Here is a 13442-nt window from a genome sequence, read left to right as displayed (position 1 = left end):
TTTAAAATTTAATCGTTGCAGAATTCGTTACTAATTTAAAGAGTCAGCTGTTATGTTGAAATTATTTATTACCGCCACCGACACAGACGCGGGGAAAACTTACGCAGCGCAAGCACTTGCGCACGCCTTTGTTAATACAAATAAAAAAGTGGCGGTATATAAACCGATATCTGCGGGTTGCGAACGCATTAATAATGATTTAGTAAACGAAGATGCCTTGTTATTACTTAAGCAATCTAATTGCCAGCAACCCATTACTCAAGTTAACCCCATTGCTTTCGAACAGCCTATTGCCCCACATATAGCTGCAGCTCAGTTACAACAAGTTATTGGTTTAACTGATATTCAAGCTGGCTATGAAAATGTTACAGTATTAGAGGCTGACATTGTGATATGTGAAGGTGCTGGTGGTTGGCGCTTACCGCTTGGGCAAGGAAAGTTTTTATCCGAGTTTGTTCAAGCAAGCCAACAAGATGTCATCCTTGTCGTTAATATGAAGCTAGGTTGTTTAAACCATGCAGTATTAACTTATCAGTCTATTATAGCTGATGGCTTGAAATGCTTGGGCTGGATAGCTAATTGCCCAGAAGATATGCCATATTTAACTGAAAATATTAGTGAGTTAACTACCTTACTACCAATACCTAAATTGGCAGTTTTACCTTTTGATAAAGATATTACTAACGCGGCGAAGCGTATAGATATTTCACTATTAACTTCGCAATATTAATATGTAAATTGATATAAAAACAGTTGGTTAAATAAATTTACAGTAGGTAGTCTAGGTTATCATCAGGCGTTATAACTGTCTTCTGACTCGCCTTAAATAGAAAACCATTCGCTTCAGTTAATTTTTCAGGTAAACCTGAAACAAGTTTCATCGAGTTTTGCATAATATCTAATGCCGTACCTTCCACAATCGCAACAATGGCTGTCGTCGGATTAAGCACCATAAACTCAGCCAAACGTTGTTCACGAGTTTCCCCATTATGACCCGCAGGATTGTGATCGGTATAATGTGGGTTCAGCTGAAATTCAACAAGTTGCAAGGCATCAAAGCTCAACGGTTCAATAATTGGCATATCATTGGTTGTACGAATAGTAAGCCCAGCAATATTTGAACCAGCACTCCAACCTATATAAGGTGTACCTTTAGCCACTTTGTTCTGAATGGGCTTAATTAACTTGTGTTGATATAACTGGTGTAATAAATGAAAAGTATTACCACCGCCAACAGCTATGGCTTTTGCCGAGTTAATTGCGATGATCGGGTCATCATATTGGTGGATACCTGTTACTTTAATACCAATTTCAGCTAATGCGTTTTGAACCTTTGCCGTATAGTCATCATAATTTAATGTGACTCCCGCATAGGGGATAAACAATAATTCAGTCACACCTTCAAGTTTTGCTTTTATCATCGCTAAAGCATGGTGTAAGTATTCTGTGTTACCAACACGAGAGCTGCTAAGTAGCAGTAAGTTTGCATTTTCAATGGTCAATTGATTCACCTATATAAATTTTTTTAATCTTTCTATTTTACCTGACTTATAAATTTAATTTGAATAATAATTATTTGTTTTATTTTATAAAACCTCATTATTTAAAAGACTAAATTCATATTCTTATTTAGCTCTGTTTTGCTAACTCCGTTTTGCTAACTCTGTTGAACATGCCATTGCGATAAAGCCAGAGCGGGTTTTGTATTGTGAAGATTTAGCCACCCGATCATCAATTTGTTTTATTAATAACTCAGGTAAGGTTACGTTTATTTTATGACTTTTACCCATATAGGGCACAATGTCAAAATCAAGCACAGCCCAAATCGGAGAGGCTGCAACAGACAGTAACATATGCTCTTCAATAGTTTTTGCATGTGGCACTTGCTCACCATATTCAACTAATACTTTTAAGTGTGAAATCATCGCTTCATTTAGTAATAAAAATCCCTCATCCATTGTTGTAGCTTTCACCTGACAACCCGGTAAATCAACAATTGAAAATAGGTAATTATTCTCTTCATTATTACGTAAAACCAATACGGGATATTTCATAGTAATTCCTGAGTTTCGCCTTTAATTTAGTCTAACCCTAATAACCCCTAAAGTAAATGCAATAGTAACTCCCAGGGTTATTATGTGTGATTATACTACAACCCTAATAACTCTGTAAATATCTTATATGGCAACTCCGGTAACTCTATATTGTTTCGGAGTGACTATTCACTTACTTTGAGGTTCAAGTAATAAAGGCTTATTAATTTTTGTGTTTTGTAATGTTTAAATTTATATTTGTTATCGCTTAGGATACAAATAGTTTTATCTATAGAGTTATTAGGTGGTTTTATAGGAGCGTTTTTGTGATTTATATCACTTTTTTACAGATAGATTAGCTGAATAAATTTACTTTATGTTTTGTTTAACGAGGTGTTTAAACTAAAAAACGACTATTAAACGACATATAGCAACATGATTAAAATTTAATTATTCATTATATCCTGATAAAAAAAGCTAAGATAATAGGCCAAGATAAGAGAGCAAAAAAGAGCTTTAATATAACGATTTAAACAGAAGTTTATGACATGAGATGAGTGTTTTTTATCTGTGCTTTTGTTTGTATTTAGCCATATTTTTATGGCTGATCATGCGCTGATTGATATGAAAATAACGTAAACCTTACTGCCATAGTTAGTAATTTTTAGACCATGGCAAATAATGTCAGGTGACTTTTAAGCAGGGACTTTTACGATAGCCAGTAATCAAGAATCAGTAATTGCTCAATTACCAATAGTTCTCAAAACTAAAATGTCCAGCAGATCGTCTTAAGTGTTTTTGAAAACCTAATTCAAGTAATACATCTCGTGTGTCGTGAACCATTGCAGGATTTCCACATAAATAGAAAAAGCTACTTTCTTTATTTGGCGTTAAGTTAATAGCCTGCATTAGGCTACCGTCTTTTAATAAGTCAGGAATTCGTCCAGACATTATATGCTGATGTTTCTCGCGTGAAACTATCGGCAGATAACTTAACTTACCAGTATATTCTTGTTTAAATTTTTCAATTAATTCTTGATAGACTAATTCTTGCCGAGTTCTAACAGCGTGAACTAAGATAACATTGTCGAAGCGACTTTGAGTTTCTATTTCAGCCAATATGGACAAAAATGGCCCTATGGCGGTGCCTGTTGAAAGTAACCAAAGGTTAGTCGCTGTTTGAGGAATTTCTGCTAGGGTCATAAAGCCACTAGGCTTTTCACCTACATAAATTTCATCACCTAGGTGTAGTTGCCCAAGTTTAGGACTTAAATCGCCATTAGGAACATCGATAATAAGAAACTCCATACAATTTGCACCTTGGCTATGATTTGGAGAGTTAACAAAGGAATAGGCGCGTCTAAGCCAGTTACCGTTTTCATCGGGCAGGGCCAATTTTGTAAACTGTCCCGCCACATAAGGACCGATTTCTGATTTTACCGTGATCGAAAATTCGTTATCGGTCCATTGTTTATAATTAATAACTTCACCTTTGGCAAAACCGTTGAGTTTTGTCATCATAGTGTTCTCCTGGTAGTTTAGTTACTATGAGCTATATAATAACTATAGAACTAACGCATTATTTTACATAGCATTCTTTATGAGAAAGGAATTTAATTTGAAGGTATATGGTGATAGTCAATCAGGTAATTGCTATAAGGTGCAGTTAACTTGTGCTTTATTAAACATAGAATATCAATGGTTACCGATAAATATACTTAAAGGTGATAACACTACAGCAAGTTTTCTCAGTAAAAGTAATAACGGGAAAATACCACTTTTGGAATTAGATGACGGCCGTTGCTTAGTTGAGTCGAACGCTATCATTAATTATTTAGCGCATGGGAGTTATTTATTACCCAATGAAACTTTTGCATTAGCCAAAGTACAACAATGGCAATTTTTCGAGCAATATAGTCATGAACCTTATATTGCTGTCGCTAGATTTATCTCAAAGTACCTTGGCTTACCTGAAAATAGGCGCGCTGAGTATGAATCAAAGCAGGTAGGTGGCTATAAAGCACTTAAGGTGATGGAGCAGCAATTGCAGAAAAGTGATTATTTAACAGGTAATAAAATATCCACTGCCGATATAGCGTTATTTGCCTATACCCATGTCGCAGATGAAGGCGGATTTGAGTTATCAAAATTTTCAGCCATAAGTAATTGGCTTGAAAGAATTAAAATGCAAGATAACTATCTGCCAATGCCTGTGGTGTAATTATTTAAGCATCATTGACTGATGAGAGTTTGAAGACTTTACTGATAAAGTATAACTATCGGTGCATATTTTAGTATTTTTACACCTTTTATCCTGCTCTAAATAGGCCATTAAGTTACTTAATTTAGAGTTTGTTCTTTTTTACGTCATTAAGATTAATTTCATAAGCGTTTCTGCCAATACCGAGAAACTCTTCATCAGTGAACACTATGTTATCGTTATCAAGAAAAGTAATCGCTTCTTTTTGTGTAACTATACCTAAGTCAATACGATATTTATCTCCAGAAAAAAAGTCATCTCCTTGCCAATTTTCAAATAGCCAAATACGTTGAGAATCCAACAATGCTAATCTTTTCTTGTTAGGACTTAAAGCGGCTGAAGTTATCCAACATAGCTTTACAGCGATAGTACAGGTCTTAAATTTATTTATTTTTATTGCATCGTAATTGGCAGCATGATCACCAATTTTATATAAAGTAGTTATGCCGTTAAAAGGGACCGTTCTATTTTTAGTAAATAAATAAAGATGCTTTTTATAAAAAACGAACGCTTCAACATCAAACTCCATTTCGTCAGCTTTAGGCGGAAAACTAGTATGTTCAGGGTATTTGAACTTAATAATTTCTGCTTGTGTTGTTTCACCTTTAATATCTATAGGATTTTCAATTTTATATATCGTCAACCACTTACGTAGATTGTCATTATTGCCAAAGTCGCCTAAAAAGAAGTGGCCAAAATCATCTTGTGTCATATCCTCCCAGTCAATATTCTTCGCATTAGTGACGGTAATTTCTCTTTCAATATCTCCAGACTTATTCAATTGGTATAACTTTGCATCATCCCCGCCATCATTTATTGCCCACAGCTTCATACTTTTATCAAACTCAATACCTGATATTTCCTTGAGTTGCGCGTCAATGGTGGCATATTTGTTTTTGTATAACTGATAGCTCGTAGTCGTTATGATTATAGCTACGGCAATAGCACTTCCGGTAAAAAATCCGGCGAGTGTTTTTTTCATAAATTAAAGGCCACAAAGAGTATAAAATTCAATAGAGTGCAGCATAGCAGGGAATAGTTTGAATTACTTGTCTAAAATTGTAAGCTGAGACGAATGAGTACATATATAACAGGCATAGAGGGGTTAAAAACTATTGCTAATAAATTGTAATTTTTTATTAATAGTCGATTAAAAATCGAGCGTAATGTAATGAACAGGCATATGATTAATACAACGTAAATCATCTGTTTTTAGGAGGGTATATGAAAAACTCATCAAACCTCTCGTTGCTAGTCACAATATTTTTATCCTTAACGGCCTGTCAATCAGCCAGCAAACTCCAAAACTATAATGCTGCAAGCCATACTAATAAATTTTTAGATGAAAAATTTAAAGGTTACAAAGCGGTCAGAGTAGAGACCGAAGCTGAAATTTTCGCCTTGAGTGAAGAAATGAAAAGTATGGCAAAAAGTATTAGTTTTGAACGTGATACTCGTAAAAAAGCGCACAAATTACTTCAACAATTTTTTAGCCCAGAAAACATCAATTTAGCCTATGAATCTGGTGCCAATGTTGTCGCTGCCCAAGCCTTTAAAAACAAAGAGGCTAATTGTTTATCACTCACTATTATGGCTTATGCGATAGCGCAAGAAGCAAAATTAAATGTTGCTTTTCAAGGTGTTGAAGTGCCTGAGTATTGGGTTCGCAATGGACGTGTCAACATGCTCACAGGGCACATCAATTTAACTGTTTTACAGGAAAGCTTTCCTGATAAAGTGGTACTTTGGCAGCGAACAGGTATTGAAATTGATTTTGATCCCTTTGTTAATAAAAAGTCATTTCCAAAACGTAAAATCTATAAAAATAATGTGCTTGCGATGTTCTACAATAATAAAGGTGCTACTGCGATGGTTAATAGAGATTATGTCTCAGCCTACGCTTATTTAAAAAAAGCTACCTCCCTTGATCCTTACTTTTCTTCTGCTTGGGGTAACTTAGGTATTTTGTACCGTTTTAAAGGCTTCCAACAAAGTGCGATTGATACCTATCGATATGCTATTTACCTGAACAAAAATAATTTAACCGCAATGGCTAATTTAAGTATGTTGTTGCACCTTAATGGTTTATACGATGAAGCAAGGATACTTGATAGTCATATCATGCACAAACGTGCTAGTAATCCTTATTATTACGCGCTACTGGCTGATGAAAGGTTCTATAAAGGTGCTTATAACCAGGCGATATCTCATTATAAAAAAGCCATAAAACTTAATGATAATATCCATGAATTTTATTTTGGTTTGGCTAAAGTTTATTACAAGCTAAATAACATTAAAAAAGCTGAATACTATGTTAAAAAAGCCATAGCTAAAAACCGTAGTCCTCAACTCGACGAACAATACTTAGCGAAGTTAAATATATTAAAAAAAATTGAGAACAATAGTAAATTACCATGATCAATTTAAAATCGTATTTTTTACTCTTTGTTATCATGACGAGTACAGCCTGCAGTAGGCAAAACCTTTCAACTACTGGGTTAGTGAATAGTCCAAAAGAAGCGGTGCTAAAACACTTACAGTATTTATCATCAGATAAGTTGCAAGGACGTCGAATTGGCACAAAGGGCAGTAAATTAAGCCAAGATTATATTGTTGACCAACTTAAAAAAAACAACATAAAATCACTATCAACCCAATATTTAGCCCCTTTTTCTATTCCAGGCCTTTTTAACTCTACTCAAGGCCATAATGTTACAGGATTAATTAAAGGTACTGAGTTCCCAAATAAGTTTATCGTTCTTTCCGCTCATTTTGATCACATTGGTGGCCGTGGCAATAAAATATATAACGGCGCTGACGATAATGCCTCAGGTACCTCTGCATTATTATACTATGCAAAAAAACTACAACATTCTCCGTTAAGATACAGCGTGATAGTTTTATTCACTAACGGAGAAGAAGTTAACTTAAACGGCGCAAAGGCATTCATAAAACAAAACGCACTAATATTAGATAAAATAGTACTCAACATTAACCTTGATATGATAGCGGGCAATGCGAAGACAAAATATTTACGATATATAAGTAGAGGCATAACTGATCTATTGGGCAAAGAGAAAGCATTAGCCTTTGAGCAGAAAAATTATGCTCTGCAATTAAAGCAAGGATTTAGACAACGAAATCAATGTGCTGACAAAAATATAAAGTGGCAACTCGCGAGTGACCATGGGGTGTTTTATCGACAAAGTATTCCGTTTATTTATTTTGGTGTTGGATGTCACAAAAACTATCACCAGATAACTGATACTTATGAAAACATAAATCGCGCTTTTTTTCTCTCAGCAGTAAATATTATCTACCAACAAATTCAATTTATTGATCAAAATCTATAATTTTTTCAACTGTGCTACTCAGGCTGGTAAAAATCACGTTATAATAACCCTTACTCTAAAAATTAATTAAATGAGGTTAACTCATCGATGGAAAAGCGATTTATAACAGCGCAAGAGTTACTTGAAGATTCATTTCGTGTTGCTGCGAAGGTTTATGAAGACGGTTTTAGACCACAATTTATTGTTGGTATTTGGCGTGGTGGTGCACCTATCGGCATCGCAGTACAAGAATACTTTGACTTTAAAAAAGTTGAAACTGACCATATTGCCGTTCGAACATCTTCTTATTACGGTATTAATCAGCAAAGCAAAGAAATTAAAGTTCACGGTTTACATTATATAATTGAAAATGCAAATGCTGATGATGGGCTGTTAATTGTGGATGATGTATTCGACTCTGGTCGCAGTATTGATGCGTTAATAACTCAAATGAAAAAGTTAACCCGCAACAATATGCCAACAGATGTAAGAATAGCCTGTCCTTGGTATAAGCCAACAAATTCTAAAGTAGATTTAGTACCTGATTATTATGTACATGAGTCATCAGAATGGTTAGTTTTTCCACATGAACTATCTGGCTTAACACCAGACGAAATTGCGCACGGTAAAAAAGATTTGGTCAATATTTTAGATCTATTTAAATAACCTTATTTAAATATGGTCAAAGCACTAACCCATAACATCGTTGTGCGTTAGTGCTTTAAATAGCTCATCAGTAGAGGCACGATAACTTTCATAAATTACCCCGCGATTTCTACTAAATCAAACAGCCTATACCTGAATAGCTCGTCATTAAATATCGATCACTTTTCTACTTCCTCTCGATGTCACGTAGGCGCTCATAAATAAAACAGCTATAAATATTCAATTATAAAAAGCGAAATACCAATGCTAGCTTGTAATAAAATAGTTAATACCTTATCTTAATCGTTATTAAGATTGGGCATATTTTACTGGTAGTAACGAATGAATCTAAAAGCAAGTATACTTTTGGGCTGTTTTATTTCTTCCGTAGGTTGGGCTAAAACACCGCTGATATTATTATCAATCGATGGTTTTGCTCAACACTATATAGAGCAATATAAACCCAAAACATTAATGTCGCTTATTCAGCAGGGCACTAGTGCTAAGGCTTTGTTACCGGTTTACCCAAGTAAAACCTTCCCTAATCACCTAAGTATTATCACGGGTCGTTATCCTGTAAATCATGGCATAGTGCATAATTCGTTTTTCCATCGAGATATTGGGAAGTCATATAAATTTGGTGCTGGAAAAAACGATATTAGATGGCTTACCGCAGATCCACTTTGGCATATCAATGAAATGCAGGGTAATAAATCTGCCGTTTATTTTTGGCCTGAATCAGAAACCGCGATAGATAACAACACGGCCAGTTATTATTATCCTTATGATCACTTCACTCCCAATGAAAACAGACTTGAACAAATACTGACATGGTTACGTCTGCCCGAAGCTGAACGTCCAAATTTTATCGCTGGTTACTTTGCCAGTGTAGATGATGCAGGGCACGAGTTCGGTGCAAACTCGCCAGAACTTATTAACGCTATTAGTAAACTTGATACCTTACTGGGTAATTTTGTCGATCAAATTAACCAAGAGTTTAATGGAGAGGTTAATTTAGTTATTGTTTCCGATCATGGTATGACAAAAATTGATAAAGACCATGTAATCAAATGGCAGGAAAACATTGTCGAAGGTGTGAAGGCTATTAATGGCTCTACACAACTTTATTTGTATAGTGATAGTGATAGCAATTTACAACAAACCGTTCAACTATTAAATAATAATAAAACAGTTGCCGGTAAAGAAAATTATCGTATTTACCAATACCCTAATTTCCCAAAACATTGGCAGTTAAACCGCAAAACTGCCGCGGTCCCTGATGTTATTATTGAAGCTTTACCTTCCTATATTTTTGAGAATGGTAAAAAAACTATAAAGCCTGAAACCCATGGCTACGATTCAAAGTTTCAACCTGAGTTAAATGCTATTTTTATTGCCATAGGACCAGCATTTAGAAAAAACGTGCAAGTTGAAGCATTTGAAAACGTAAATGTATTACCAATTATCACACGCGCATTAAAACTGAAAGATGTCGACAATATTGACGGTAACTATAAAGTAGCAGAGCTAATGATTAAATAGCGATACTATGGATATATCATGGGTCTAAATAACACCTACGTTTACTGAAAGACAATTGAAACAGTGCGACACAATGGCTACATTTAAATTTACGGTGGTAAAAGGGCATCAAGTAGCGTCAGGTATTGCTAATGACCCTCGTTTCCCAAAAGGGACCATTGCTGCCCAAACCTCTTTTTTTCGTGCACTAGGCCTTGAACTATCTGGATTTTATCCTGCAACTATAAATGCACAATTTCACTGTAGCTCGATTATATTAAAGCATGATGACCACTATTTTAAGCAAGTAAAATGGCATGAAGATATTCCACCAGAAGATTTTAAGTTTTATCGATGTCATATCTTAGTAAAATCGAAATCATTTCCAGCATTAATTTATCAACCGCAAGTAAATACCAAAACGGAGCACTTCCAGCCTTTAAATCAACTTGAAATCCTCGCGCCATTTATTCCAGGTGTTATGTACGGCGATGTACTAACGCTAGATATTTTACATACGACTATTTCGCGGTTTGCCCCTACCTAAAGGTATTTTTTATAACATTTCACTTAATGACGGGTTATTAAAGTCAGAAACTTGCGAAATTTTCATTAATTACTTTTCAATAACATGCATAATGAGGTATGTTTTAAATACAATAAGTCTTCAAATAATCTTCCTATGCAAATAAGTTACATTGCCCGTCAGGCTATACTTGACAGAAATCATCAAACGGTTGGTTACGAACTTTTATTTAGAGATAGCCCCAAAAATAAATTTCCAGAAATTGATCAAGACATCGCTAGCTCAAAACTGATTATACAAAATCATTTTCAGGGGGATATTCAATCAGTTAGTTTAGGAAAGTTAGCCTTTATAAATTTCACTGAGAAATGCTTAATCAATAAATACCCATTGATGTTTGATAAAGCTAGTATTGTTATCGAATTAGTAGGGCACCAATCTGCAAGTGAGCGTCTGCTAAAAATTGTTAAGTACTATCATGATAAAGGTTATAAAGTTGCGTTGACTGAATATGATCTTGATGAAAAATGGGACGTATTATTTCCATATCTTGCTATGATAAAAATTGATATAGAAATAACTAATGCTAAACGCATACGTCCGGTTTTAGAAAGGATTAAACCATTTGATATCAAATTAATCGCTGAAAAGGTAGAAACCAACTATCAGTTACAATCGTTAGCAGAAGTTGGGTTTAATTATTACCAAGGCTTTTTTTATCACGAGCCAGAAATTATTGAAGGGCAAACGTTAGCGCCAATTAAGTCACAAATGCTGCATTTGATCAGCGAAACATTCAATCAACCACTAGATTTTGATCATATAGCAGAAATAATCGGCCATGATGTTAATTTAACGCTAGGGTTACTTAAATTAGTTAACAATGTTTCAACAGGTGCACGTGTTGAAATTACCTCATTAAAACAAGCGGCTGCGTATTTAGGTGAAGACAAGCTTAAGCAATTTGTTACTATTTTAGCCTTATCTAAATTAACCACAAATAAAACTAGTGAAATTTCGAGGCAGTCGTTGATAACAGCGAAACTAATGGCGACACTTGCGACTGAAAGCGCATTCTTTGAAATTCGTGACTTTGCATTTATAACGGGGTTATTAAGTTCGATTGAAGTTATATTGAGCCGCCCGATGGATGATATTTTAAAGACCATGCCATTAGCTAAGCCAATAGTAGAAGCGTTAGTTAACCATAGTGGATTATTGGGAGAATTATTGGATTTAACCATTAATTACATTACGGGTAACGGTGAAAATATACAGCAGTTAACTGATTTATATGGCCTTGATGCTAACTTTATTCACAAAGAGTTTGTTAACGCGAGTAACTGGTGTAAGTCGTTAGGTATATAAGTTATTAGCATAAAAAAGAGCGTATGATGAATACGCTCTTTTTTGATTTACTATTCTTCAGTTAGCTTATCTTGAGTGCGCTTTTCAAAGTCGCTAGCTTCATGCCTTTCATGTAATTGCGTAGATAACTCTCCCCAAGTTTTATTGACCATAACACCTCGTTTGACCGCAGGGCGCTTATCAATGTTTTCAGCCCAACGCATAACATGCTTATAAGTCGATAAATCTAAAAATTCTGCAGCATCATATAAACGATTTAAAGCGAGTGCGCCATACCACGGCCAAATAGCAATATCGGCAATAGTATATTCGTCACCACACATATACACATTGCTCTCAAGGTGTTTATCGAGCACATCAAGTTGGCGTTTCACTTCCATTGAAAATCTATCAATACAATATTCTATTTTTTCAGGTGCATAAGCATAAAAATGTCCAAATCCACCGCCAAGATAAGGTGCGCTGCCCATTTGCCAAAAAAGCCAAGACATGCATTCAGCACGTTTTTCATCTGTTGGTAAAAAAGTATTAAATTTTTCAGCTAAGTGAAATAATATTGAGCCAGACTCAAATAATTTAATTGATTGCTCATTACTTTGATCTAACAATGCTGGTATTTTAGAGTTAGGATTTATTTCAACAAAACCACTACCAAATTGATCGCCATTGCTGATATCAATTAAAAAGGCATCATACTCTGCTCCCTTGATACCTAATGCGAGTAACTCCTCAAACATAATGGTAACTTTAACGCCATTTGGTGTCGCTAGAGAATATAACTGAAAAGGGTGTTTACCTTTTGTTAAAACTTTATCATGTGTTGGTCCGGACACCGGGCGATTAATACTTGCCCAATTGCCACCATTATCAGCATTCCATTGCCATACTTTTGGCGGGACATATGAATTTTCGTCGCTCATGTAATCTCCAATCTTTATAGGTTATTTCGTTACGTTATGCTTAAAGTTAGAAACTTACTAGTTAAACTGTCGAAAACTTTAGATTTTAAATTTACTAGTTAGACAATAACTATATGAAAGAAATTTAAAAAACTATATATTAGCGAACAATTAAATAGTTTTTATCCTCTGTGGAAATCTAGCATGCATAAAATAACAATGAGAAGCATGACTTTTTATGTGCTCGCTTTCATAAATTTATCTGGCTGTTCAAATGTGGTAGAACATAAAACCTTGGTATACCAGGGTGAAAATCTCATCACACCTTATTCTGGATTTTTGGCAGGTTGGCAAATGTCGGTTGAAAATAAAGAAAACTATAAAGTTAGAATGTGGCAACACCCAATTGACGGTTTTAAAAATGCTTACGTTATCAGTGTTACTTTACCCATAAATAAATTAGCTGACATTCGACAAGTGATAGACGAACCTGGATATGAGTCTTGTGAAAAGTTTACAACGTTCACACTTCAATCATCTCCAAATAAATTATATCCCAGCGAGATGTGGCAAACAAACTGTTCAAAGAAAGACGGCAGTAAAGCTGAAATATTACACCTGATTTTACAAGGGCAAGATAGCTTTTATCATGTGCAAAAAATTTGGCAAGGTAACATTAACGCTAAAGAAATAAAGCAATGGCAAAATAGATTCAAGCAAATCTACCTTTGCGATAGCAGAATTACAAAAGTCATTTGCCCTAATAATTAATTATCGTAATACGTCTAACCACATAATCATAAAAATATTCTATTAAATTGAATAGTAGAATAGATAATCAGGTAGGGCAAAAGTAGC

At 34.8% G+C, this 13442-nt stretch carries 14 protein-coding genes; 9 read left to right on the top strand and 5 right to left on the bottom strand.

Annotated elements, in window-relative coordinates:
• Positions 1–52: 52 nt before the first annotated feature.
• Positions 53–730, top strand: coding sequence for a dethiobiotin synthase (bioD, locus tag A3Q33_RS18490; RefSeq protein WP_081181256.1), 678 nt, complete (start codon positions 53–55; stop codon positions 728–730).
• A 37-nt stretch (positions 731–767) separates the two neighbouring features.
• Here bioD and pepE read toward each other — a convergent pair whose 3' ends face one another.
• The 3 genes from pepE to A3Q33_RS18475 all read right to left on the bottom strand — a co-directional run bounded on the left by pepE (position 768) and on the right by A3Q33_RS18475 (position 3554).
• Positions 768–1502 carry a dipeptidase PepE gene (gene pepE, locus A3Q33_RS18485; protein ID WP_196798007.1) on the bottom strand — a complete coding sequence of 245 codons (735 nt, stop codon included), beginning with the start codon at positions 1500–1502 and terminating at the stop codon, positions 768–770.
• Between the two features lie 141 nt (positions 1503–1643).
• Positions 1644–2054: a type II toxin-antitoxin system HicB family antitoxin gene (locus tag A3Q33_RS18480; RefSeq protein WP_081181254.1), complete on the bottom strand. Its 411-nt coding sequence runs from the start codon at positions 2052–2054 to the stop codon at positions 1644–1646.
• Positions 2055–2780: 726 nt separating this feature from the next.
• On the bottom strand, positions 2781–3554 hold the full coding sequence (locus A3Q33_RS18475) for a ferredoxin--NADP reductase (protein ID WP_196798006.1): 774 nt from the start codon (positions 3552–3554) through the stop codon (positions 2781–2783).
• Positions 3555–3651: 97 nt separating this feature from the next.
• On the opposite strand from A3Q33_RS18475, the gene A3Q33_RS18470 reads away from it, so the two are divergent.
• Entirely contained in the window at positions 3652–4254 is a 603-nt protein-coding gene (locus tag A3Q33_RS18470; RefSeq protein WP_081181252.1) for a glutathione S-transferase family protein, read from the top strand.
• Between the two features lie 124 nt (positions 4255–4378).
• Here A3Q33_RS18470 and A3Q33_RS18465 read toward each other — a convergent pair whose 3' ends face one another.
• Positions 4379–5275 carry a hypothetical protein gene (locus A3Q33_RS18465; RefSeq protein WP_081181250.1) on the bottom strand — a complete coding sequence of 299 codons (897 nt, stop codon included), beginning with the start codon at positions 5273–5275 and terminating at the stop codon, positions 4379–4381.
• Positions 5276–5517: 242 nt separating this feature from the next.
• On the opposite strand from A3Q33_RS18465, the gene A3Q33_RS18460 reads away from it, so the two are divergent.
• The 6 genes from A3Q33_RS18460 to A3Q33_RS18435 all read left to right on the top strand — a co-directional run bounded on the left by A3Q33_RS18460 (position 5518) and on the right by A3Q33_RS18435 (position 11685).
• Positions 5518–6711 (top strand): tetratricopeptide repeat protein, encoded by a 1194-nt coding sequence (locus A3Q33_RS18460; protein ID WP_081181248.1) that lies wholly within the window; start codon positions 5518–5520, stop codon positions 6709–6711.
• Complete coding sequence (locus tag A3Q33_RS18455) at positions 6708–7646, top strand: M20/M25/M40 family metallo-hydrolase (protein ID WP_081181246.1); 939 nt, start codon at positions 6708–6710, stop codon at positions 7644–7646. Before A3Q33_RS18460 ends, A3Q33_RS18455 begins: the two co-directional genes overlap by 4 nt.
• Before the next feature lie 87 nt (positions 7647–7733).
• Positions 7734–8291 (top strand): phosphoribosyltransferase, encoded by a 558-nt coding sequence (locus A3Q33_RS18450; protein ID WP_081181244.1) that lies wholly within the window; start codon positions 7734–7736, stop codon positions 8289–8291.
• Positions 8292–8612: 321 nt separating this feature from the next.
• A complete protein-coding gene (locus A3Q33_RS18445) occupies positions 8613–9812 on the top strand; it encodes an alkaline phosphatase family protein (RefSeq protein ID WP_081181242.1) in 1200 nt (399 codons plus the stop codon).
• A 73-nt stretch (positions 9813–9885) separates the two neighbouring features.
• Positions 9886–10338 (top strand): hypothetical protein, encoded by a 453-nt coding sequence (locus tag A3Q33_RS18440; RefSeq protein WP_081181240.1) that lies wholly within the window; start codon positions 9886–9888, stop codon positions 10336–10338.
• A 135-nt stretch (positions 10339–10473) separates the two neighbouring features.
• A complete protein-coding gene (locus A3Q33_RS18435; RefSeq protein WP_081181238.1) occupies positions 10474–11685 on the top strand; it encodes an EAL and HDOD domain-containing protein in 1212 nt (403 codons plus the stop codon).
• A gap of 50 nt (positions 11686–11735) precedes the next feature.
• On the opposite strand, the gene yghU is transcribed toward A3Q33_RS18435, so the two are convergent.
• Positions 11736–12605 (bottom strand): glutathione-dependent disulfide-bond oxidoreductase, encoded by an 870-nt coding sequence (gene yghU / locus A3Q33_RS18430; protein WP_081181236.1) that lies wholly within the window; start codon positions 12603–12605, stop codon positions 11736–11738.
• Positions 12606–12788: 183 nt separating this feature from the next.
• Between yghU and A3Q33_RS18425 the strand changes: the two genes are divergently transcribed.
• The gene (locus A3Q33_RS18425) at positions 12789–13355 is read left to right on the top strand and encodes a hypothetical protein (RefSeq protein WP_081181234.1); all 567 of its coding nucleotides are present in this window, start codon (positions 12789–12791) and stop codon (positions 13353–13355) included.
• The last annotated feature ends 87 nt before the right edge of the window (positions 13356–13442 follow it).

Origin of the sequence: Colwellia sp. PAMC 21821 (genome assembly GCF_002077175.1) — a bacterium.
Taxonomy (GTDB): domain Bacteria; phylum Pseudomonadota; class Gammaproteobacteria; order Enterobacterales; family Alteromonadaceae; genus Cognaticolwellia.
This window is presented reverse-complemented; position numbering and strand designations above follow the sequence as displayed.